This is a genomic window from Pseudomonas sp. BF-B-30, from assembly GCF_019956305.1.
GTDB lineage: Bacteria > Pseudomonadota > Gammaproteobacteria > Pseudomonadales > Pseudomonadaceae > Aquipseudomonas > Aquipseudomonas jessenii.
The window spans coordinates 1-22,924 of sequence record NZ_JAHBDG010000023.1 but is presented as its reverse complement, the minus strand read 5'-3'; the positions used below and the strand labels follow the sequence as shown (position 1 = coordinate 22,924).

At 60.8% G+C, this 22,924-nt stretch carries 24 protein-coding genes; all 24 read left to right on the top strand.

Annotation, left to right across the window (positions count from 1 at the left end; translation table 11 throughout):
- Positions 1 to 17: 17 nt before the first annotated feature.
- The 24 genes from KGB29_RS14345 (at position 18) to KGB29_RS14230 (ending at position 22,123) form a co-directional block, all read left to right on the top strand.
- A complete protein-coding gene (locus KGB29_RS14345; protein WP_150813421.1) occupies positions 18 to 368 on the top strand; it encodes an Hpt domain-containing protein in 351 nt (116 codons plus the stop codon).
- Positions 369 to 468: 100 nt separating this feature from the next.
- Entirely contained in the window at positions 469 to 1,797 is a 1,329-nt protein-coding gene (locus KGB29_RS14340) for a flagellar hook-length control protein FliK (RefSeq protein ID WP_223473584.1), read from the top strand.
- Between the two features lie 229 nt (positions 1,798 to 2,026).
- Positions 2,027 to 2,530 (top strand): flagellar basal body-associated protein FliL, encoded by a 504-nt coding sequence (gene fliL, locus KGB29_RS14335; protein WP_150813423.1) that lies wholly within the window; start codon positions 2,027 to 2,029, stop codon positions 2,528 to 2,530.
- Between the two features lie 9 nt (positions 2,531 to 2,539).
- On the top strand, positions 2,540 to 3,508 hold the full coding sequence (gene fliM / locus KGB29_RS14330; RefSeq protein ID WP_046037701.1) for a flagellar motor switch protein FliM: 969 nt from the start codon (positions 2,540 to 2,542) through the stop codon (positions 3,506 to 3,508).
- A 65-nt stretch (positions 3,509 to 3,573) separates the two neighbouring features.
- Positions 3,574 to 4,020, top strand: a complete 447-nt coding sequence (gene fliN / locus KGB29_RS14325; protein WP_150813424.1) for a flagellar motor switch protein FliN — start codon at positions 3,574 to 3,576, stop codon at positions 4,018 to 4,020.
- A 30-nt stretch (positions 4,021 to 4,050) separates the two neighbouring features.
- Entirely contained in the window at positions 4,051 to 4,464 is a 414-nt protein-coding gene (gene fliO / locus KGB29_RS14320) for a flagellar biosynthetic protein FliO (RefSeq protein WP_102669727.1), read from the top strand.
- Positions 4,464 to 5,222, top strand: a complete 759-nt coding sequence (gene fliP, locus KGB29_RS14315) for a flagellar type III secretion system pore protein FliP (protein WP_150813425.1) — start codon at positions 4,464 to 4,466, stop codon at positions 5,220 to 5,222. The genes fliO and fliP overlap by 1 nt, the downstream gene beginning before the upstream one ends.
- Positions 5,219 to 5,488, top strand: coding sequence for a flagellar biosynthesis protein FliQ (gene fliQ, locus KGB29_RS14310; protein ID WP_008058625.1), 270 nt, complete (start codon positions 5,219 to 5,221; stop codon positions 5,486 to 5,488). The genes fliP and fliQ overlap by 4 nt, the downstream gene beginning before the upstream one ends.
- Before the next feature lie 3 nt (positions 5,489 to 5,491).
- Positions 5,492 to 6,277, top strand: a complete 786-nt coding sequence (gene fliR, locus KGB29_RS14305; protein WP_150734894.1) for a flagellar biosynthetic protein FliR — start codon at positions 5,492 to 5,494, stop codon at positions 6,275 to 6,277.
- 3 nt (positions 6,278 to 6,280) lie between these two features.
- Entirely contained in the window at positions 6,281 to 7,420 is a 1,140-nt protein-coding gene (flhB, locus tag KGB29_RS14300; protein ID WP_154860754.1) for a flagellar biosynthesis protein FlhB, read from the top strand.
- A gap of 229 nt (positions 7,421 to 7,649) precedes the next feature.
- Positions 7,650 to 9,779: a flagellar biosynthesis protein FlhA gene (gene flhA, locus KGB29_RS14295; RefSeq protein WP_154947177.1), complete on the top strand. Its 2,130-nt coding sequence runs from the start codon at positions 7,650 to 7,652 to the stop codon at positions 9,777 to 9,779.
- An 11-nt stretch (positions 9,780 to 9,790) separates the two neighbouring features.
- A complete protein-coding gene (gene flhF, locus KGB29_RS14290; RefSeq protein ID WP_150813429.1) occupies positions 9,791 to 11,119 on the top strand; it encodes a flagellar biosynthesis protein FlhF in 1,329 nt (442 codons plus the stop codon).
- Between the two features lie 116 nt (positions 11,120 to 11,235).
- On the top strand, positions 11,236 to 12,066 hold the full coding sequence (fleN, locus tag KGB29_RS14285; protein ID WP_008001746.1) for a flagellar synthesis regulator FleN: 831 nt from the start codon (positions 11,236 to 11,238) through the stop codon (positions 12,064 to 12,066).
- Complete coding sequence (fliA, locus tag KGB29_RS14280; RefSeq protein ID WP_150813430.1) at positions 12,063 to 12,803, top strand: RNA polymerase sigma factor FliA; 741 nt, start codon at positions 12,063 to 12,065, stop codon at positions 12,801 to 12,803. The genes fleN and fliA overlap by 4 nt, the downstream gene beginning before the upstream one ends.
- Positions 12,804 to 12,970: 167 nt before the next feature.
- A complete protein-coding gene (locus KGB29_RS14275) occupies positions 12,971 to 13,342 on the top strand; it encodes a chemotaxis response regulator CheY (RefSeq protein ID WP_003183998.1) in 372 nt (123 codons plus the stop codon).
- Positions 13,343 to 13,363: 21 nt separating this feature from the next.
- Complete coding sequence (locus KGB29_RS14270) at positions 13,364 to 14,152, top strand: protein phosphatase CheZ (protein WP_150813431.1); 789 nt, start codon at positions 13,364 to 13,366, stop codon at positions 14,150 to 14,152.
- Positions 14,153 to 14,198: 46 nt separating this feature from the next.
- Entirely contained in the window at positions 14,199 to 16,463 is a 2,265-nt protein-coding gene (locus tag KGB29_RS14265; protein WP_154947178.1) for a chemotaxis protein CheA, read from the top strand.
- A 48-nt stretch (positions 16,464 to 16,511) separates the two neighbouring features.
- A complete protein-coding gene (locus tag KGB29_RS14260; RefSeq protein ID WP_150813433.1) occupies positions 16,512 to 17,636 on the top strand; it encodes a chemotaxis response regulator protein-glutamate methylesterase in 1,125 nt (374 codons plus the stop codon).
- Entirely contained in the window at positions 17,636 to 18,376 is a 741-nt protein-coding gene (locus KGB29_RS14255; RefSeq protein ID WP_057715870.1) for a flagellar motor protein, read from the top strand. The genes KGB29_RS14260 and KGB29_RS14255 overlap by 1 nt, the downstream gene beginning before the upstream one ends.
- Before the next feature lie 12 nt (positions 18,377 to 18,388).
- On the top strand, positions 18,389 to 19,279 hold the full coding sequence (motD, locus tag KGB29_RS14250) for a flagellar motor protein MotD (RefSeq protein ID WP_150813434.1): 891 nt from the start codon (positions 18,389 to 18,391) through the stop codon (positions 19,277 to 19,279).
- 43 nt (positions 19,280 to 19,322) lie between these two features.
- Positions 19,323 to 20,111 (top strand): ParA family protein, encoded by a 789-nt coding sequence (locus KGB29_RS14245; protein WP_008000390.1) that lies wholly within the window; start codon positions 19,323 to 19,325, stop codon positions 20,109 to 20,111.
- Positions 20,112 to 20,237: 126 nt separating this feature from the next.
- A complete protein-coding gene (locus KGB29_RS14240) occupies positions 20,238 to 21,167 on the top strand; it encodes a CheW domain-containing protein (protein ID WP_154947179.1) in 930 nt (309 codons plus the stop codon).
- A gap of 77 nt (positions 21,168 to 21,244) precedes the next feature.
- Positions 21,245 to 21,730: a chemotaxis protein CheW gene (locus KGB29_RS14235; protein WP_007980742.1), complete on the top strand. Its 486-nt coding sequence runs from the start codon at positions 21,245 to 21,247 to the stop codon at positions 21,728 to 21,730.
- The gene (locus KGB29_RS14230) at positions 21,731 to 22,123 is read left to right on the top strand and encodes a DUF2802 domain-containing protein (RefSeq protein ID WP_150813436.1); all 393 of its coding nucleotides are present in this window, start codon (positions 21,731 to 21,733) and stop codon (positions 22,121 to 22,123) included.
- Positions 22,124 to 22,924: the final 801 nt, after the last annotated feature.

Sequence of the window (22,924 nt, the reverse complement as noted above, 5' to 3'; positions counted from 1 at the left end):
GATCAAGGAGTGAGCAAGTGGACGACACACATGTGGATCGCGACGTGCTGAGCGCATTGCAGGAAGTGATGGAAGAGGGCTATCCGGATCTGCTGGATATCTTTCTTGCGGACTCCGAAGAGCGCCTGAAAGTCTTGAGAACGGCTGACAGTGCTGCACTGCTGGTTGAAACCGCCCATAGCTTCAAGGGCAGCAGCAGCAATATGGGCGCCCTGAGGCTGACCGAGCTGTGCCATCAACTTGAGCTGCAGGCCAGAAGTTTGCCATGCACCGCCGTTCAGGAACTGGTCGGCGAAATCGATCGCGAGTTCGCCGGTATCCGGCCTCTGTACGAAGCTGAACGACAGCGTTGCCCGGCGAAAATCTGAGCACACGCTGCATTTGGTCCTCTTCGAGTGAAACTGGCTCGACCTTTGCAGTCAACTCATCCAACTGTACTTACGAGCCCCGTGCAGCGGAGACCGTTTCATGCCCGTTACCCCCGATATTCTGCTTCAGGCCTCCAGGCAGGCCAAGACTCAAGCTGGCTCCGCCAATCCTCCGACGCAGACCGCCAAGCCCGGGGGCAAGGCCGCAAGCTTCGCTCATGTCTACGCCAGCCAGGCCCAGAGCAAGCCCAATGCATTGGCCGATACCTCGGTCAAGCCCGGTCGCGACAAAACCAGCGATGTTGCCGGAAGGAACGACGCTGATGACGACAAGTCTGCCGCCGAGGAACCGGTGGTTGCCGATGGCGGCAAATCCTTGCCTGTCGACAATTCGGTGCCGGCTGATGACAAGACCGTTGGCGATGATGCGTCAGATGCCGACCCGGCTCCGGTCGTCGATGCCACACCGATAGATCCCGTTGTACTGGCACCGGTAGCCTCTTGCGTAGTCGACACAGTGCAACCTGTCGTTGATGCGCCGGTTGCGTCCGCGGCTACGGCTACGGCTACGGCTGCACTCGCTCCAGCGCTGGCCACTGCCGACGGCGATTTCGATCCCTCGACCGATCCGCTCGACGCATTGCCAGCGGTGCGCCTGGCGATGGAGCAGGGCGGTCACGTATCGGCTTCCAGCCAGGCGCAGCCCAAGGCTGCACCGACACAAGCGCAAGCCCAGGCTGACGGTGAGCTGACGTCGGCGCAAAACTTTGCCGCCGGCATGGCGACCATGCTGGAGGTTCAGGGCGACAACAGCGGCACCGGTCAGGGGGGCGACAAGGCTTTCAGCGGCTTGATCGATGACGGCCTGAAGGACCTCAAGTCCGCCAGCAGCGACACCCGTGTCGATGATTTCGCCAACCGTCTGGCAGCGCTGACCCAGGCGGCCACACCGAAGACAGCCAATGCCTTGCCGGTGAACCAGCCGGTCGCCATGCACCAGAGCGGGTGGACCGAAGAGGTGGTGAACCGGGTCATGTACCTGTCCAGCGCCAATCTCAAGGCGGCGGACATCCAGTTGCAGCCCGCTGAACTCGGGCGTCTGGACATTCGGGTGAACATGGTTCCCGATCAGCAGACCCAGGTCACGTTCATGAGTGCGCATCCGGGCGTCCGTGAGGCGCTGGATGGGCAGGTCCATCGCTTGCGCGACATGTTCGCGCAGCAGGGCATGGGGCAGGTCGATGTCAACGTTTCGGACCAGTCTCGGGGTTCGCAGCAGGAGCAGGCTCAGCAGAGCCAGAGCGGGCGAGCGAGCGCCAGTGGTGGTCGTCTTGAAACCATGGATGACGAAATAGCCCCGAGCATCACAGAAGTTGCCGCAACGGCTACCAGTGTGATCGGCTCCAGCGCCGTCGACTACTACGCCTGATCAGACACAAACCCTGTGGGAGCGGGCTTGCTCGCGAATACGGTTTAACATTCAACATTAATGTTGACTGTCACAACGCATTCGCGAGCAAGCCCGCTCCCACATTTGTTTGGCGGCGTTCTTCAAAAAGGCGTCTGTCCACCCATCTCCCTCCCAACCGTTCTGGCATAACACTTGCTCTTGCCTTGCCGTGCGACTGTGAAAACCCGATTAGTGACGGATTATTGGCATGGCGAAGAGCGACGCAGCAGTAAAAGACCCCGCAACCAAAGGCAAACTCAAGCTGATTATCGTGATCGTGGTGGCCCTGCTGCTGGCGATCGGTGTGTCCGTGGGGGCGACCTGGTACTTCATGCACAGCGCTCAGAGCAAGCCTGCCGCCGCAGTGGAGCAAACCGCTCCTGTCGGCAAGCAGCCAGCGATTTTCGAGTCGATGGCGCCGGCTTTCGTGGCCAACTTCAACCAGAACGGTCGCCAGCGCTACATGCAAGTGAGCATCACCATGCTCGCGCGCAACCAGGCGGATCTGGAAGCACTCAAGGTCCACATGCCGGTGATCCGCAACAACCTGGTCATGCTGTTCTCCGGGCAGGACTTCGCGACCCTCGCCTCGCCGGTCGGCCAGGAAATGCTGCGGCAGAAAGCTACCGCCAGTGTCCAGGAAGTGGCGCAGAAAGAGCTCGGCAAAGTGGTGATCGAACAGTTGCTTTTCACTAATTTCGTACTGCAGTAGGAACACGACATGGCCGTGCAGGACCTGCTGTCCCAGGATGAGATCGACGCGCTGTTGCATGGCGTCGACGATGGTCTGGTACAGACCGATAACGCTGCCGAACCCGGCACCGTCAAAAGCTATGACCTGACCAGCCAGGATCGCATCGTCCGTGGACGCATGCCGACCCTGGAAATGATCAACGAGCGTTTCGCCCGTTATACCCGCATCAGCATGTTCAACATGCTGCGTCGCTCGGCAGACGTGGCGGTCGGCGGCGTGCAGGTGATGAAGTTCGGCGAATACGTGCACTCGCTGTACGTGCCGACCAGTCTCAATCTGGTCAAGATCAAACCCCTGCGCGGCACCGCGCTGTTCATCCTCGACGCCAAACTGGTGTTCAAGCTGGTGGACAACTTCTTCGGCGGCGACGGCCGCCACGCCAAGATCGAAGGGCGTGAATTCACGCCGACCGAACTTCGCGTGGTACGCATGGTGCTGGAGCAGGCGTTCGTCGATTTGAAGGAAGCCTGGCAGGCGATCATGGAAGTCAACTTCGAGTACATCAACTCGGAAGTGAACCCGGCCATGGCCAACATCGTCGGCCCGAGCGAGGCCATTGTGGTGTCGACCTTCCACATCGAACTCGATGGCGGTGGCGGCGACCTGCACGTGACCATGCCGTACTCGATGATCGAGCCGGTGCGCGAAATGCTCGATGCCGGCTTCCAGTCGGACCTCGACGATCAGGACGAGCGCTGGGTCAACGCCCTGCGCCAGGACGTGCTGGACGTCGACGTGCCGATCGGTGCGACGGTGGCTCGTCGTCAGTTGCGCCTGCGCGACATCCTGCACATGCAGCCGGGGGATGTGATCCCGGTCGACATGCCGGAAGAAATGATCATGCGCGCCAACGGCGTGCCGGCCTTCAAGGTCAAGATGGGCTCGCACAAGGGCAATCTGGCGTTGCAAGTGATCGAGCCGATCGAGCGCCGTTGACCGGCGCTCGTACCCAATCGCGATTAAACGAATTCTGATTTTTTGCTCGCCGAGGACACTGACAAATGAACACGCAAGACGACCAGGCTCTGGCCGATGAGTGGGCAGCAGCCCTGGAAGAAACCGGTGATGCCGGGCAGGCCGATATCGATGCCTTGCTGGCCGCCGACGCCGGCAGTTCCGCGTCCAACCGCCTGCCAATGGAAGAGTTCGGCAGTGTGCCGAAAAACAACGATCCGGTAAGCCTCGAAGGCCCGAACCTGGACGTGATCCTCGATATCCCGGTGTCGATTTCCATGGAAGTGGGCAGCACTGAGATCAACATCCGCAACCTGCTGCAACTGAACCAGGGTTCGGTGATCGAGCTTGATCGCCTGGCCGGCGAGCCGCTGGACGTGCTGGTCAATGGCACGCTTATCGCCCACGGCGAAGTGGTGGTGGTCAACGAGAAGTTCGGCATCCGCCTGACGGACGTGATCAGCCCAAGCGAACGCATCAAGAAGCTGCGCTGAGTGAAAAGGGTTCTCGGGTTTGTATTGGCGATGCCGTTCAGCGTGCTGGCGGCTGAGCCTGTCGCTACGGCGACCACGGCTGCCGCGCCGGCGGTGAGCAGCGGTGTGGCTGGGCAACTGACGCAGCTGGTGTTCGGCTTGCTGCTGGTGCTGGGGCTGATCTTCCTCCTCGCCTGGTTGCTGCGTCGGGTCCAGCAGGCCGGTCCGGCCGGCAAGGGGCAGGTGATCGAGATTGTCGGTTCCCGCGCGCTGGGGCCTCGCGACCGCCTGATGCTGGTGCAGGTCGGCAACGAGCAGATCCTGTTGGGCCTGAGCCCCGGCAACATCACTGCGCTGCATGTGCTCAAGGAGCCGGTGCAAGTGCCGAGTACCGAGAAGCCGACGCCGGAATTTGCCCAGCGCCTGTTGGAGATGCTGGGTAAAGATCAGAAGGATAAGAAGTAATGGGTGCGCTGCGCATCGCCTTGACGCTGACCCTGATGCTGGCCGCGCCGCTGGCATTCGCCGCCGATCCGTTGTCGATCCCGGCCATCACCCTGGGCACCAATGCGCAGGGTGCGCAGGAATACTCGGTCAGCCTGCAAATTCTGCTGATCATGACCGCGCTGAGTTTTATCCCGGCGTTTGTCATGCTGATGACCAGTTTCACCCGGATCATCATTGTCTTCTCGATCCTGCGCCAGGCCCTGGGCCTGCAGCAGACACCGTCGAACCAGATCCTCACCGGCATGGCGCTGTTCCTGACCCTGTTCATCATGGCACCGGTGTTCGACCGGGTGAACCAGGACGCCTTGCAGCCGTATCTGGCGGAAAAACTGACGGCCCAGGATGCGGTCGCCAAGGCTCAGGTGCCGATCAAGAACTTCATGCTCGCCCAGACCCGCACCAGCGATCTGGAACTGTTCATGCGCCTGTCCAAGCGCACTGACATCGCGACGCCGGATCAGGCGCCGTTGACCATCCTGGTGCCGGCCTTCGTGACCTCCGAGCTGAAAACGGCATTCCAGATCGGCTTCATGATCTTCATTCCGTTCCTGATCATCGATCTGGTCGTGGCCAGCGTGTTGATGGCCATGGGTATGATGATGCTGTCGCCGCTGATCATTTCCCTGCCGTTCAAGATCATGTTGTTCGTGCTGGTCGATGGCTGGGCGCTGATCATCGGCACGCTGGCCAGCAGCTTCGGCGGTGTCTCGCCATGACCCCGGAAGTTGCGGTCGACATCTTTCGCGAAGCGCTGTGGCTGACAACGTTGATGGTGGCGGTGCTGGTGATTCCGAGCCTGCTGGTGGGCCTGATCGTGGCGATGTTCCAGGCCGCCACCCAGATCAACGAACAGACCCTGAGCTTCCTGCCGCGCCTGCTGGTGATGCTGGTGACGCTGATCGTCGCCGGGCCATGGCTGGTGCAGACTTTCATGGAGTACATCCTGCAGTTGTACGGCAGTATTCCGCAGGTCATCGGCTAAACCATGTCGTCGCTACTGCAGCTGACGGACACCCAGATCAGTACCTGGGTGGCGACGTTCATGTTGCCGCTGTTTCGCGTCGGCGCCTTGCTGATGGTCATGCCGGTGTTCGGCACCTCACTGGTGCCTAAACGTATCCGCCTGTATTTCGCCCTTGCCATCACCGTGGTCATCGCACCCAACCTGCCGCCGATGCCGCCAGTGAATGCGCTGGATTTAAGCGGCCTGCTGCTGATTGCCGAACAGATCCTCGTCGGCGCAATCCTCGGTTTCTCCTTGCAGTTGTTCTTTCAGGCGTTCGTGGTGGCGGGGCAGATTGTCGCGATCCAGATGGGCATGGGTTTCGCCTCGATGGTCGACCCCACCAACGGCGTGTCAGTGGCGGTGATCGGGCAGTTCTTCACCATGCTGGTGACGCTGATGTTCCTGGCGATGAACGGCCATCTGGTGGTGTTCGAGGTGCTGACCGAGAGCTTCACCACGCTGCCGGTCGGCAGCGGTCTGATGGTCAATCATTACTGGGAGCTGGCCGGCAAGCTGGGTTGGGTGCTTGGCGCGGCGCTGCTGTTGGTGCTTCCGGCGATCACCGCGCTGCTGGTGGTCAACATCGCGTTTGGCGTGATGACCCGGGCGGCGCCGCAACTGAACATTTTCTCCATCGGCTTCCCGCTGACCCTGGTGCTCGGCCTGTTTATCGTCTGGGTCGGGCTGGCGGACATTCTCAATCAGTATCAACCGCTGGCCACCGAGGCCTTGCAGTTTTTACGCGAACTGGCACAGGCGCGCTGAGTCATGGCTGAGAGCGAAAGCGGTCAGGACAAAACAGAAGACCCCACGGAGAAAAAGAAAAAGGACGCCCGTGAGAAGGGTGAGATTGCCCGTTCCAAGGAACTCAATACCCTGGCAATCATGCTCGCCGGGGCTGGGGCATTGCTGGTGTTCGGTGGGGCGCTGGCCCAGGAAATGATGGACCTGATGCGCCTGAACTTTTCCCTGTCGCGAGAGGTGGTGCTGGATCAGCGCTCGATGGGCACCTACTTGCTGCACTCGGGACAGATTGCCTTGCTGGCGATTCAACCGGTGATGATCACCTTGCTGCTGGCCGCGTTGATCGGCCCGATTTCCCTTGGCGGCTGGCTGTTTTCTGCCGGCACCATGGCGCCCAAGTTCAGCCGGATGAACCCCGGCGCCGGGCTCAAGCGCATGTTCTCCACCAAGGCCATTGCCGAACTGCTCAAAGCTTTGGCGAAGTTTTTCATCGTGCTGTTCGTGGCGCTGCTGGTGTTGGCGGCGGACATCGACGATTTGCTGCGCATCGCTCACGAACCGCTGGACCGCGCGATCATTCACAGCGTGCAAGTGGTCGGTTGGAGTTCCCTGTGGATGGCTTGCGGATTGATCATCATCGCTGCCGTGGATGTGCCGATCCAGCTCTGGGAGAGCATCAAGAAACTCAAAATGACCAAGCAGGAAGTGCGTGACGAACACAAGGATCAAGAGGGGCGGCCGGAGGTCAAACAACGCATTCGCCAGCTGCAGCGCGAGATGTCCCAGCGGCGGATGATGGCGGCGATCCCCGACGCCGACGTGGTCATCACCAACCCGACGCACTACGCCGTGGCCCTCAAGTACGACCCGGAAAAGGGTAATGCGCCGGTATTGCTGGCCAAGGGGAGCGACTTCCTGGCCCTGAAGATCCGTGAGATCGCGGCGGCCAACGAGATTCTGTTGCTGGAGTCTCCGGCGCTGGCGCGATCGATTTACTACTCGACGGAGCTTGAGCAGGAGATCCCGGGTGGGTTGTATCTGGCGGTGGCGCAGGTGTTGGCTTACGTCTACCAGATTCGACAGTACCGGGCGGGCAAGGGCAAGCGGCCTGATCCGCTGAAGGATGATTTGCCTATTCCGCCGGATTTGCGCCGCGATTCTTGAGTTTCGCGCTGTCGCTGATGGCCCCTTCGCGGGCAAGCCCGCTCCCACAGGTTCGGCGATAACTTGTGGGAGCGTGGCTTGCCCGCGATGACGTCAGTCCAGGCAACTCATATCCTCCTGAAAAATCGCTCTATTTCTCCCTTTGCAAAAGTTGGAAAGCTTCTTGCAGTAGCCGCCCTGCGCCCGCTTCAGGCGTCAAAAGTTTGCTTTAAAGGAACGGGGAAAACCGGTGGATCGCTCTCAGTTAATCAACAGTGCCCGCACAAACGTTGCCGACCTCAGTCGAGGCAATCTGGGCGTGCCGCTGTTGCTGCTGGTCATGCTGGCGATGATGATGTTGCCGGTGCCGCCGTTCCTGCTGGACGTGTTCTTCACCTTCAACATTGCCCTGTCCATCGTCGTGCTGCTGGTGTGCGTCTACGCTCTGCGACCGCTGGATTTCGCGGTGTTTCCGACCATTCTGCTGGTGGCAACGTTACTTCGCCTGGCGTTGAACGTGGCCTCCACGCGGGTGGTGATGCTCCACGGTCAGGACGGTCATGCCGCCGCCGGCAAGGTGATCCAGGCCTTCGGCGAGGTGGTGATCGGCGGTAACTACGTGGTCGGTATCGTGGTCTTTGCGATTTTGATGATCATCAACTTCGTCGTGGTGACCAAGGGCGCGGGGCGGATTTCCGAGGTGAGCGCGCGTTTCACCCTCGATGCGATGCCCGGCAAGCAAATGGCGATCGACGCCGACCTCAACGCCGGCCTGATCGATCAGGCCCAGGCCAAGGCCCGTCGTTCGGAAGTGGCCCAGGAAGCCGAGTTCTACGGTTCCATGGACGGTGCCAGCAAATTCGTCCGCGGTGACGCCATCGCCGGTCTGTTGATCCTGTTCATCAACCTGATCGGCGGCATGGCGGTCGGTATCTTCCAGCACGGCATGACCTTCGGCGACGCCGGCAAGGTGTATGCGCTGCTGACCATCGGTGACGGTTTGGTGGCGCAATTGCCATCACTGTTGTTATCGACAGCAGCGGCAATCATGGTGACCCGTGCGTCCGGTTCGGAAGACATGGGCAAGCAAATCAATCGCCAGATGTTCGCCTCGCCCAAGGCGCTGGCGGTGGCAGCCGGTTTGATGGCGGTCATGGGCCTGGTGCCCGGCATGCCGCACTTCTCGTTCCTGAGCATGGCGGCCCTGGCGGCCGGTGGCGCTTACCTGTTCTGGAAGAAGCAGAACGTCGCCAAGGTTCACGCCCTGCAAGAGGTCAAGCGCCAGCAGGAGTTGCTGCCGTCGCCAGCCCGGGCCCAGGAAACCAGGGAGCTTGGCTGGGATGACGTGACGCCGATCGACATGATCGGCCTGGAGGTGGGTTATCGCCTGATTCCGCTGGTGGACCGCAACCAGGGTGGCCAGTTGCTGGCGCGAATCAAGGGCGTGCGCAAGAAGCTGTCCCAGGATCTGGGCTTCCTGATGCCCACGGTGCATATCCGCGACAACCTCGACCTGGCGCCAAGTGCCTATCGCCTGACCCTCATGGGGGTGATCCTGGCCGAGGCGGAGATTTACCCGGATCGCGAGCTGGCGATCAACCCGGGGCAGGTCTACGGCACGCTCAATGGCATTACCGCCAAAGATCCGGCTTTCGGCCTGGAGGCGGTCTGGATCGAAATCAGCCAGCGCGCCCAGGCGCAATCCCTCGGTTATACGGTGGTCGATGCCAGTACAGTAGTGGCTACTCACTTGAACCAGATACTCTACAAGCATTCCAGTGAGCTGATCGGTCACGAAGAAGTGCAGCAACTCATGCAATTGCTGGCCAAAAGCTCGCCGAAACTGGCCGAGGAGCTGGTGCCGGGCGTGGTTTCGCTGTCGCAGTTGCTCAAGGTGTTGCAAGCGCTGTTGGCCGAACAAGTGCCTGTTCGCGATATCCGCAGTATTGCCGAGGCGATCGCCAACAATGCCGCCAAGAGTCAAGATACCGCCGCGCTGGTGGCTGCCGTGCGGGTTGGCGTATCCCGCGCAATCGTCCAAAGCATTGTAGGCACTGAGTCGGAGCTGCCGGTTATCACGCTGGAGCCAAGGTTGGAACAGATATTGCTCAATAGTCTTCAAAAGGCAGGACAAGGCTCCGAAGAGGGCGTTCTGCTGGAGCCAAGCATGGCTGAGAAGCTGCAACGTTCGTTGATCGACGCGGCACAGCGTCAGGAGATGCAAGGTCATCCGGTGATTCTGCTGGTGGCCGGTCCGGTTCGCGCGATGCTCTCGCGATTTGGCCGGCTCGCAGTCCCGGGTTTGCATGTGTTGGCTTACCAGGAAATCCCTGACAACAAGCAAGTGACCATCGTTGCGACAGTAGGGCCCAACGGCTGAGGTAGTGGTTTATGCAAGTTAAGCGTTTTTTCGCCGCCGATATGCGTCAGGCCATGAAGCTGGTTCGCGATGAGCTGGGCGCTGATGCCGCCATCATTGGCAACCGCCGGATCGCCGGGGGGGTCGAACTGACGGCTGCGCTGGACTACAAGTTGTCGGCGCTGGCGCCGCGGGTTCCGAACATGGAGCTCGAAGACGAATTGCGCAAGACTCAGTCGCGGATCGTCACCGCCCAGGCCGAATTGAGCCTGCGTGGCGATGGCGAGAGCGACAATGCAACCAATCGCCAGCTGTTCGCCGGATTGCCGTTGACTGCCGCCGAGCCGCTGATCGAACCGACCTACGCCGAACCCCGTCGCCCCGCGCCGGCCGCTGCGCCAGCGTCCGGTGGCGTGGATCCACGTGCGTTCGACTCGATGCGTTTCGAGCTCAACAGCCTGCGCGAACTCATGGAAGTACAACTCGGCTCCCTGGCCTGGAATCAGCTGCAAGGCAGCCGTCCGGACCAGGCCAACCTCTGGCGTCGCCTGCAACGTATCGGCCTGTCTGGCCCGCTGTCGCGCGACCTGCTGGCAATGATCACCGAAATCGAAGAGCCTCGTCAGGCCTGGCGCATGTTGCTGGCGCACCTGGCGCGCATGATCGTTACTCCGGAGGTCGAGCCGCTGGAAGAGGGCGGCGTGATCGCCATGGTCGGCCCTGCCGGCATGGGCAAGACCACCACCCTGGCCAAGCTGGCTGCCCGTTATGTGCTCAAGTACGGCGCGCAGAACATTGCGCTGGTGAGCATGGACAGCTTCCGCATCGGTGCCCAGGAGCAGCTCAAGACCTTGGGGCGCATTCTCAATGTGTCGGTGACCCACGTCGACCCTGGCCAGTCCTTGGTGCAGGCGCTGGAGCCATTGCTGCGCAAACGCGTGGTGCTGATCGATACCGCGGGCCTGCAGGCCAGCGATCCGGCGCTGCGCATGCAGCTCGAAAGTCTGGCCGGTCGCGGCATCCGTTCAAAAAATTATCTGGTTCTGGCAACCACCAGCCAGAAACAGGTTCTAACGGCCGCTTATCACAGTTACAAGCGCTGCGGGCTCGCCGGCTGCATTCTGACTAAACTGGATGAAACGGCTAGTCTGGGCGAGGTGTTGAGCCTTGCCATCAGTCATGAACTGCCGGTGGCTTACCTGACCGATGGCCCGCGGATCCCGGATGATTTGCATCTGCCGCGCCGTCATCAATTGGTCAGCCGCGCCGTGAGTGTGCAAATGCAGGAAGAACCCAGCGAAGAAGCCATGGCTGACATGTTCGCTGACATCTACCACAGCCCGACCAAGCAGGTTGGCTGAGGTAAAAATGAACAGTTTTTATACCTACATCGATGGTCTGCCATGCATTGTTCCGTTTGTGAACGCGCAGCCAGTAATGTGGCCTCCGTCTATGCAAGACAAGGTAAAGAAATAACATGGGCAGCATGCATCCCGTACAGGTGATCGCGGTGACCGGCGGCAAAGGTGGCGTCGGGAAAACTAATGTGTCAGTGAACTTGTCCCTGGCTTTGGCCGAACTTGGCCGGCGCGTCATGCTGTTGGACGCCGACCTGGGGCTGGCGAACGTCGACGTTCTGCTGGGCCTGACACCCAAACGTACCCTGGCCGACGTGATCGAAGGCCGCTGCGAACTGCGCGATGTATTGCTGCAGGGGCCCGGCGGCATCCGTATCGTTCCGGCCGCATCCGGCACTCAGAGCATGGTGCATCTGAGCCCCGCGCAACACGCCGGCCTGATCCAGGCCTTCAGTGATATCGGCGACAACCTCGACGTACTGGTGATCGACACCGCTGCGGGCATTGGTGACTCGGTAGTCAGTTTCGTCCGTGCAGCCCAGGAAGTGCTGCTGGTGGTGTGCGACGAGCCGACCTCGATCACCGATGCCTACGCCTTGATCAAGTTGCTGAACCGCGATTACGGCATGAACCGCTTCCGCGTCCTGGCCAACATGGCCCAGAGCCCGCAGGAAGGACGCAACCTGTTCGCCAAGTTGACCAAGGTCACGGATCGCTTCCTCGACGTCGCCTTACAATACGTCGGCGCGGTGCCCTACGACGAAAGCGTGCGCAAGGCCGTGCAGAAGCAGCGCGCCGTCTACGAGGCCTTCCCGCGTTCCAAGTGCTCGCTGGCGTTCAAGGCAATCGCACAAAAGGTTGATACCTGGCCGCTGCCTGCCAACCCGCGCGGGCACCTGGAGTTTTTCGTCGAGCGCCTCGTGCAGCAGACAGCAGGACCTGTTCTATGACAGCCAGCGGCTACAACCTCTACAAGAGATCGGCGCGTGATGCGCAGTACGAGCTGATCGAGCGTTACGCGCCGCTGGTTAAACGCATTGCCTACCACTTGCTGGCGCGTTTGCCGGCCAGTGTCCAGGTCGAAGACCTGATCCAGGCCGGGATGATTGGCCTGCTTGAAGTGTCGACCAAATATGACGCCGGCAAAGGCGCCAGTTTCGAGACGTACGCGGGCATACGAATCCGCGGCGCCATGCTCGATGAAGTGCGCAAGGGGGACTGGGCGCCACGTTCAGTCCACCGCAATACGCGCATGGTCAGCGATGCCATTCGCTCGATTGAAGCTAAAACCGGCCGTGACGCTAAAGATCACGAAGTTGCGGCCGAACTCCAATTGAGTCTCGACGATTACTACGGGATTTTGAACGACACCCTGGGCAGCCGGCTGTTCAGTTTCGACGACCTGTTGCAGGACGGCGAACACGAAGGGCTGCACGAGGATGGCGCGAGTGCTCATGTCGAGCCGTCACGCGACCTGGAGGATGAACGCTTCCAGGCTGCGCTGGCGGATGCGATTGCCAATTTGCCGGAGCGTGAGCGACTGGTGTTGGCGCTGTACTACGACGAAGAGTTGAATCTCAAGGAAATCGGTGAGGTCCTGGGGGTCAGCGAATCGCGGGTCAGCCAGTTACACAGCCAGTGCGCGGCCCGTTTGCGGGGGCGTTTGGGGGAGTGGCGAGCGCGCTGAAGGCAGTGTGGGGACACTGCGAACGAGGCCGGTGTGGTGTTGAACTGCGCCGGTCGCGATCTGTTGTGCTCCAGACAGTCATTGAGTGCTTTGCCGGATTGATTGAAATGGCGTGTCCAGGTGCTGGGCGCGTTTAAGACTGCTTGGAGGTCGAATTGGACAAGAACATGAAAATCCTCATCGTTGATGACTTCTCAACGATGCGGCGGATCATCAAGAACCTGCTGCGTGACCTTGGGTTCACCAACACCGTCGAGGCCGACGATGGCACTACCGCCATTCCGGTGCTCAACAGCGGAAGCATCGACTTTCTGGTAACGGACTGGAACATGCCTGGCATGACCGGTATCGATCTGCTGCGTCACGTGCGTGCCGATGAAAAGCTCAAGCACCTGCCGGTGCTGATGGTGACCGCTGAAGCCAAGCGCGAGCAGATCATCGAAGCGGCCCAGGCCGGCGTTAACGGCTATGTGGTCAAGCCCTTCACGGCCCAGGCGTTGAAAGAAAAAATCGAGAAGATTTTCGAACGCATCGGTTGATGAGTGCGCCACGGGGGAGCTATGGGCAATAACGAAACTTCATTGGGCGATTTTGAATCGACCCTGAAAAAACACGCCCTCGAATTGGTCGAGAGCCTTGAAAAAGGCAAGTTCGGCGACGCGGTGCAATTGATCCATGAGCTCAACCAGACCCGTGACCGCGGCCTGTATCAGGAAGTGGGCAAGCTCACCCGCGAACTGCATAGCGCGATCGTCAATTTCCAGATTGACCCGCACATGCCGCAGGCCGAAGAAGTGTCGCAGATCACCGACGCCACCGAGCGCCTGGGGTATGTGGTCAAGCTGACCGAGGCTGCGGCCAACCGCACCATGGATCTGGTGGAAAGTGCCACGCCGCTGGTCAATGGCCTGGCCGATGAAGCCAAGGTGTTGAGCGCGGACTGGGGGCGCTTCATGCGTCGCGAAGTCGGCGCCGAAGAGTTTCGTGAACTGGCCCGACGGGTCGACGGGTTCCTGACGCGCAGCGGCACGGACAATCGCGCGGTGTCGGGCAACCTGAACGACATCCTGCTCGCCCAGGATTACCAGGACCTCACAGGCCAGGTGATCAAGCGTGTGACCCAGTTGGTCACCGAAGTTGAAAGCAACCTGCTCAAGCTCGTGCTGATGGCCAGTCAGGTGGACCGCTTTGCGGGCATCGAACATGACCGTGAAGCGATGCTTGCTGAAAAAGATCCACAAAAACATCTCTCTCAGGGTGAAGGTCCGCAGATTCATGCCGATAAAAGAGAAGACGTTGTGTCCGGTCAGGACGATGTGGACGATTTGCTATCCAGCCTAGGGTTTTAGAATTTTAGGCATTTTAGGTTTTTAGACCTTTAGGAGCACCCCCTTAATGAGCTTCGGCGCCGATGAAGAGATCCTTCAGGATTTCCTGGTTGAGGCCGGCGAGATTCTAGAGCAACTGTCCGAGCAACTGGTCGAGCTGGAAAGCCGTCCGGATGATGCGGATTTGCTCAATGCAATTTTTCGCGGTTTTCACACTGTAAAAGGGGGCGCCGGCTTCCTCCAGCTCAACGAGCTGGTGGAGTGCTGCCACATCGCCGAGAACGTGTTCGACATCCTGCGCAAGGGTGAGCGTCGCGTCGACTCGGAACTGATGGACGTGGTTCTCGAAGCGCTGGACGCGGTGAACAGCATGTTCAGCGAAGTCCGCGAACGCAGCCCGATCACGGCTGCGACACCGGAACTGCTCGCGGCGCTGGCCCGTCTGGCCGAGCCGCAATCGGCTGACGAGGCGGCTGCCGCACCTGTCGTCGCCGTGGTCCAAGCGCCTGTGGCTGAAAGCGAGTCGGGCGATATCACCGACAATGAATTCGAGCAACTGCTGGACTCGCTGAACGCCGTCAAGGCCCAGGCCGAGGCCCCGGCCGCTGTTCCAGCGCCTGCTGGCAATGCCGCTGGCAGCGACGAAATCACCGATGCCGAGTTCGAGTCGTTGCTCGATCAACTGCACGGCAAAGGCCAGTTCGCCGTTGACGCGTTGGTCCCGGCACCGGCTGCGCCAGAAGCCCCGAAAGCGACTGGCGACAGTTCCGATATTACTGACGACGAATTCGAAGCACTGCTCGACCAGCTGCACGGCAAGGGTAATTTTGCTGTCGAGGCGCTGGAGTCGGCCATTGCTTCTGTGCCTGCACCCGCGGCACCAAGCGCGGTGGCGGCCGGCAGCGATCTGATTTCCGATCACGAGTTCGAAGCGCTGCTCGACGAATTGCACGGTAAAGGCAAGTTCACTGAAGTGGGCGTGACGGTTGGAACGGCAACCGGCGCCAACGCCTCGGTTGCGGCACCTGCCGCCAAGGCAACCGCGCCGAAACCGGTGGCCAGGGCCCCCGAGCCAAAAGCCGAAGCGTCGGCCCCGGCAACTGCTGCACCGGCGTCGTCCCGTGCCCCGGCCGCGCCACTGGCGGAAAAGCCGGCGAGCGAAGCCGAGACCACCGTCCGTGTCGATACCGCGCGTCTGGACGAGATCATGAACATGGTCGGCGAGTTGGTGCTGGTGCGTAACCGCCTGGTCCGCCTGGGCCTCAACAGCGGCGACGAAGCCATGTCCAAGGCCGTGTCGAACCTCGACGTGGTCACCGCCGACTTGCAAACCGCGGTCATGAAGACCCGGATGCAACCGATCAAGAAAGTCTTCGGGCGCTTCCCGCGCCTGGTTCGCGACCTGGCCCGCCAGCTCAAGAAAGAGATCAACCTGGAGCTGGTCGGCGAAGAAACCGACCTCGACAAGAACCTCGTCGAGGCCCTGGCCGACCCGCTGGTCCACTTGGTGCGCAACGCGGTTGACCACGGCATCGAGTCGCCGGAAGAACGCGAAGCCTCGGGCAAGGCCCGTGGCGGCAAGGTGATCCTGGCGGCGGAGCAGGAAGGCGACCACATCCTGCTGTCGATTTCCGACGACGGCAAGGGCATGGACCCGAACGTGCTGCGTTCCATCGCGGTAAAACGCGGTGTGATGGACAAGGATGCCGCCGATCGCCTGAGCGACACCGAATGCTACAACCTGATTTTCGCCCCGGGTTTCTCGACCAAGACCGAGATTTCCGACGTATCGGGTCGTGGCGTGGGCATGGACGTGGTGAAAACCAAGATTTCCCAGCTCAACGGCTCGATCAACATCTACTCGGCCAAGGGCCAGGGTTCGAAGATCGTCATCAAGGTGCCGCTGACCCTGGCGATCATGCCGACGTTGATGGTCATGCTCGGTAACCAGGCGTTCGCGTTCCCGCTGGTGAACGTCAACGAGATCTTCCACCTCGACCTGTCGACCACCAACGTCGTGGACGGCCAGGAAGTGGTGATCGTGCGGGACAAGGCGCTGCCATTGTTCTATCTCAAACGCTGGCTGGTCAGCTCCGCCGCTCACGAAGAGCAGCGCGAGGGCCATGTGGTGATCCTTTCGGTGGGCACGCAGCGGATCGGCTTTGTCGTCGATCAACTGGTGGGCCAGGAAGAAGTGGTCATCAAGCCATTGGGCAAAATGCTCCAGGGAACCCCGGGCATGTCCGGCGCCACCATCACCGGTGACGGCCGCATCGCGCTGATTCTCGATGTTCCGAGCATGCTCAAGCGTTACGCCACACGGCGTATTTGATTCTGGTGGAGCGAGGCGCCTGGCCTCGCTCCATCTAATGGAGTGTTTATGGCAGTCAAAGTCCTGGTGGTGGACGATTCGGGGTTTTTCCGCCGCCGCGTCTCGGAAATTCTTTCAGCGGATTCCAATATCCAGGTCGTCGGCACGGCGACCAACGGCAAAGAGGCGATTGATCAGGCATTGGCCCTCAAGCCCGATGTGATCACCATGGACTACGAGATGCCGATGATGGACGGCATCACCGCCGTGCGGCACATCATGCAACGCTGTCCGACCCCGGTCCTGATGTTCTCCTCGCTGACCCACGAAGGCGCCCGGGTCACCCTCGATGCGCTGGATGCCGGCGCGGTGGACTTCCTGCCGAAGAATTTCGAAGACATCTCGCGCAACCCCGAGAAGGTCAAGCAACTGTTGTGCGAGAAGATCCTGAGTATCTCGCGCAGCAATCGTCGCGTCAGCACTTACAGCGCTCCTGCCCCTGTGACCGCACCTGCTCCAACAGCTGCGCCTTCGAGCGTCGGCGGTTACGGCAGCAGCGCGCCCGTGCGTCCGGCACCGATCCCTGCGCGTACGCATGCGGCCACTGCGTCGTCGCCCGCGCCGAAACGCAAAGCCTTCAAACTGGTGGCTATCGGTACGTCCACCGGCGGCCCCGTCGCCCTGCAGCGAGTGTTGACCCAATTGCCGGCCAACTTCCCGGCCCCGATCGTGCTGGTTCAACACATGCCGGCGGCCTTCACCAAGGCCTTCGCCGAGCGCCTGGACAAGCTCTGCCGCATCAGCGTCAAGGAGGCCGAGGATGGCGATATCCTGCGTCCGGGACTGGCGCTGCTGGCGCCGGGTGGCAAGCAGATGATGATCGACGGCCGCGGCGCGGTGAAAATCCTCCCGGGTGACGAACGTCTCAATTACAAGCCGTGCGTGGACATCACCTTCGGTTCGGCAGCCAAGACCTACGGTGACAAAGTTCTGGCGGTGGTCCTGACCGGCATGGGCGCCGACGGCCGCGAAGGCGCGCGCCTGCTCAAGCAGGGCGGCAGTTCGATCTGGGCGCAGGACGAAGCCAGTTGCGTGATCTACGGCATGCCGATGGCCATCGTCAAAGCCGAGCTCGCCGACGCGGTGTACAGCCTGGACGACATTGGCAGGCACTTGGTCGAGGCCTGTATCTGATGGATGTTCTAAGCCTGATTGGCATCATCATGGCCTTTGTCGCGATCATCGGCGGCAACTACCTTGAAGGCGGTCACCTCGGCGCCCTGGCCAACGGCCCGGCAGCGCTGATCGTGCTCGGCGGCACCATTGGCGCCGCGCTACTGCAATCGCCGATGAGTGCCTTCAAGCGCGCCATGCAGATCCTCGCCTGGATCCTGTTCCCGCCCCGTGTCGATCTGGCCGGTGGCATCGACCGCGTGGTGAATTGGAGCCTGACCGCCCGCAAGGAAGGCCTGCTGGGCCTTGAAGGCATCGCCGACGCCGAGCCCGACAACTACGCACGCAAAGGCCTGCAACTGCTGGTTGACGGCGCCGAGCCGGAAGCGATCCGCAGCATTCTGGAAGTGGACTTCTACACCCAGGAAAGCCGCGACATCGAAGCGGCCAAAGTCTTCGAAAGCATGGGCGGTTACGCGCCGACCATCGGCATCATCGGTGCGGTCATGGGCCTGATTCATGTCATGGGCAACCTCGCTGATCCATCGCAACTGGGCAGCGGTATTGCCGTGGCGTTCGTCGCCACTATCTACGGTGTGGCCAGTGCCAACCTGGTGCTGCTGCCGATTGCCGCCAAACTCAAATCCATCGCGTTACGTCAGTCGCGTTATCGCGAGATGTTGCTGGAAGGGCTCCTGTCGATCGCCGAAGGTGAAAACCCTCGCTCCATTGAGTTGAAGCTTCAGGGCTTCATGGATTAAGGGAATAAGCTCATGGCACGTCGTCGCCAGCATGAAGAGCATGTAAACCATGAACGTTGGCTGGTTTCCTATGCCGACTTCATCACCTTGCTGTTCGCCTTTTTCGTGGTGATGTACTCCATCTCGTCGATCAACGAAGGCAAGTACAAGGTCATTTCCGAGGCATTGATCGGGGTCTTTACCGACTCCGACCGTTCGCTCAAGCCGATCCCCATCGGTGACGAGCGGCCGAAGACCGTGACCCCGGCCAAGCCGCTGGTAAAGGACAGTGACCAGGTCGATGCCGGCGTCTCCGGCGCCAGCGATCCGCTCAAGAGCATCGCCGACGACATCAGTGCGGCGTTCGGTGACCTGATCAGCTCCAACCAGATGACCGTACGCGGCAATGAGTTGTGGGTCGAGATCGAGCTTAATTCCAGCCTGTTGTTCGGCAGCGGCGACGCCATGCCCAGCGACATCGCGTTCAACATCATCGACAAGGTCGCGGCGATCCTGAAGCCGTTCGACAACCCGATCCATGTCGAAGGTTTCACTGACGATCAGCCGATCCGCACCGCGCAGTACCCGACCAACTGGGAGCTGTCCTCGGCCCGCTCGGCCAGTATCGTGCGCATGCTGGCGATGCAGGGAGTGAACCCCGGTCGCCTGGCTTCGGTGGGCTACGGCGAGTTTCAACCGGTGGCCAACAACGCCACCGCCGAAGGCCGCGCCCGCAACCGTCGCGTGGTGCTGGTGGTGTCGCGCAACCTCGATGTTCGCCGCAGCCTGACCGGCACCGGAACCGCCCATGCGCAACCGGATGCCGCTTTGAAGCGTGCTGGCACACAAACTGCACCGACCCCGGTCAAGTCGCCGGTACGAGAGAACGCCGTCAATTCTCCGTCACCCGCATTAACACGTTGAGCTATTTCTCGGTCGATCCGTTCGGCCGGGAGGAACAATCCGAATGAGAGTCTGGGCAGTCGCCAATCAAAAGGGTGGTGTCGGTAAAACCACTTCCTCCATCGCTTTAGCCGGTTTACTGGCGGAGGCGGGCAAGCGTGTGGTCGTGGTCGATCTCGACCCCCACGGCTCCATGACCAGCTACTTCGGCTACGATCCCGACGCCCTGGAGCACAGCAGCTACGATTTGTTCCTGCACAAGGGCAACGTACCCCAAGGCCTGCCGGGTCAACTGCTGCTGTCGACCAGTGACGAACGCATCTCCCTGTTGCCCTCCAGCACCGCACTGGCCACCCTTGAGCGCCAGTCGCCGGGGCAGAGCGGTTTGGGCCTGGTGATTGCCAAGAGCCTGGCGCAACTGTGGCAGGACTTCGATTACGCCGTGATCGACAGCCCGCCATTGCTCGGCGTGCTGATGGTCAATGCCTTGGCGGCGAGCCAGCAACTGGTGATCCCGGTGCAGACCGAGCATCTGGCGGTCAAAGGCCTTGAGCGCATGGTCAACACCCTGGCGATGATCAATCGCTCTCGCAAACAGGCGCTGCCCTTCACCATCGTGCCGACCCTGTTTGACCGCCGCACCCAGGCGTCCCTCGGAACGTTGCGCGTGCTGCGCGACAAATTCCCCGACGAAATCTGGCAAGGCTATATCCCGGTGGACACGCGCCTGCGCGATGCCAGCCGCGCCGGTCTGACGCCTTCGCAATTCGACGGCAAGAGCCGTGGCGTTCTCGCTTACCGTGCGTTGCTCAAGCATTTGCTGGCGGCGCAACTTGTGCCGCAGGTGGCGTGACATGAGCCCAATTCCTGTAGGAGCGAGCTTGCTCGCGATGGTCGTCAACGATGACGCGGGAAACCTGACACCCCGTGGCGCTCTCAGGTTCATCGCGAGCATGCTCGCTCCTACAGGTGCGTGCTCATGAACCGGCCATTGAAGACCACTTCGCGCCCGCAACTGGCATTGCAGTCCTACCTGGACAGCTTGCTGCAGGAAGTGACCGAAGAATTGACGCTGCCCGTAGAGGCAGTGGCCGAGGAGATCGCCGCAGAAGCGGTGCTGGACGAGTTTCAGGCAGCGGTGCTCGAAGAGCAGGCCCGCGACGCCGCAGCCGCTGTGACGGTCGTCCCGGTGCAGGCATCGGTGGCGCCAGTGTTCAAGGCGCCGGTGATCGAAGCTCCGGTCCCTGTTATGGCGCCGGTCTCGACCATCGCGCCGCTGCTGCAAGCCTTGGTGCCACCACCTGTCGAGGCGCAGCCAGCAGTCGTCGAAGTGCAGCAAATCCTGGTGCCGCCGGTCGTCGATGTGCATCTACCACCGAGCAACACGCCGCCCCCGGTTGAGTCCGATGGTCGTCCGTCCTGGGCTGCCGAACCCTTCGAATGCCTGCTGTTCGATGTCGCCGGCTTGACCCTGGCGGTGCCGCTGGTGTGCCTAGGGTCGATTTACTCCCTGGCCGGTCACGAGTTGACCCCATTGTTCGGCCAGCCCGAATGGTTCCTGGGCATCCTGCCGAGCCAGGCCGGCAATCTCAAGGTGCTCGATACCGCGCGTTGGGTCATGCCCGACCGTTACCGCGACGATTTCAAGCAAGGCCTGCAATACGTGATTTCGGTGCAAGGCTACGAGTGGGGGCTGGCGGTGCATCAGGTCAGCCGCTCGTTGCGTCTGAACCCGAATGAAATCAAATGGAGAAGTCACCGAGGTCAGCGGCCATGGCTGGCCGGCACGGTAATAGAACACATGTGCGCCTTGCTCGATGTCGCCTCACTGGCCGAGTTGATCGCCAGCGGCGGAGCCCGGCACATGTCCGGCGGCAAGCCGGGCCACAAACCGACATCAGTCAAATAAACAAAACAGGCGACGTCACATCTGATGATGTTGCACAGAACACACACCGCCAGGGCGGTTTTTTGAGGGGGCAGGGTATGAATGACAAGGCAACGGCGGCAAAAGGTTCCGAAGATCCGATCCTGCAATGGGTCACCTTCAAGCTGGACAACGAGACCTACGGCATCAACGTGATGCGCGTCCAGGAAGTCTTGCGTTACACCGAAATCGCCCCGGTCCCGGGTGCCCCGAGCTACGTGCTGGGCATCATCAACCTGCGCGGCAACGTCGTGACCGTGATCGACACCCGCCAGCGCTTCGGCCTGATGAATGCCGAGATCAGCGACAACACCCGTATCGTCATCATCGAAGCCGACAAGCAGGTGGTCGGGATCATGGTCGACAGCGTGGCCGAAGTGGTTTACCTGCGTCAGTCGGAAATCGAAACCGCGCCGAACGTGGGTAACGAAGAGTCCGCCAAGTTCATTCAAGGCGTATGCAACAAGAACAACGAATTGCTCATCCTGGTCGAGCTCGACAAGATGATGAGCGAAGAAGAATGGTCGGAACTGGAGAGTATCTGATTGATTCTCGAGGTTGCGGTCATTGTCCTGTTCCTGTTCTGGGCAGGTACGCTGGCAATGTTCCTGGCATACATTCGCGGTCAAAAGCAGATCGCCGCGCAACAGGCCCAGGGTGATGCGCTGCGCGATCAGCGCATCAAGGACCTGGCCAGGCGCGTCGAGGATTACCAGAACGGCAACGTGCGCATGGGCGAGGACCTGTATGAACTGCGGGCGATCGTCGCGCCCTTGCCGGACAAACTCGCCCAGCTGGAACAACGCGACCCCTCAAGCCTGTCGTTCGCCCAGGCGGCGCGACTGGTCGGGATGGGCGCCAGCGTCAACGAACTGACCCAGTCCTGCGGCTTGACCCAGGCTGAGGCGGAGTTGATGAGCAAGTTGCACAAGAACTGACAGCCTGTAGGAGCGAGCTTGCTCGCGATGGTCGTTAACGATGACGCGGGCTTCCTGAAGAAACGCGGCGCTCATACCTCCATCGCGAGCAGGCTCGCTCCTACAATGGTTCTATGTCGGACACAGAACATATGTTCACCGCAGATCATCTGTGGGAGCGAGCTTGCTCGCGATGGTCGTTAACGATGACGCGGGCTTCCTGAAGAAACGCGGCGCTCATACCTCCATCGCGAGCAGGCTCGCTCCTACAATGGTTCTATGTCGGACACAGAACATGTGTTCACCGCAGATCACCTGTGGGAGCGAGCTTGCTCGCGATGGACGTCAACGATGACGCGGACCTCCTGAAGAAACGCGGCGCTCATACCTCCATCGCGAGCAGGCTCGCTCCTACAATGGTTCTATGTCGGACACAGAACATATGTTCACCGCAGATCATCTGTGGGAGCGAGCTTGCTCGCGATGGTCGTTAACGATGACGCGGGCTTCCTGAAGAAACGCGGCGCTCATACCTCCATCGCGAGCAGGCTCGCTCCTACAATGGTTCTATGTCGGACACAGAACATATGTTCACCGCAGATCACCTGTGGGAGCGAGCTTGCTCGCGATGGACGTCAACGATGACGCGGACCTCCTGAAGAAACGCGGCGCTCATACCTCCATCGCGAGCAGGCTGAACTGGCCTAATAATTCCGGACACCTCTTAAGGGCGATATGATTTCGCCAACTTGGAGGTTCCATGAACGAAAGAAAGGTCTATACCCGCGAGTTCAAGCTGCATGCTGCCAGCATGGTGCTTGA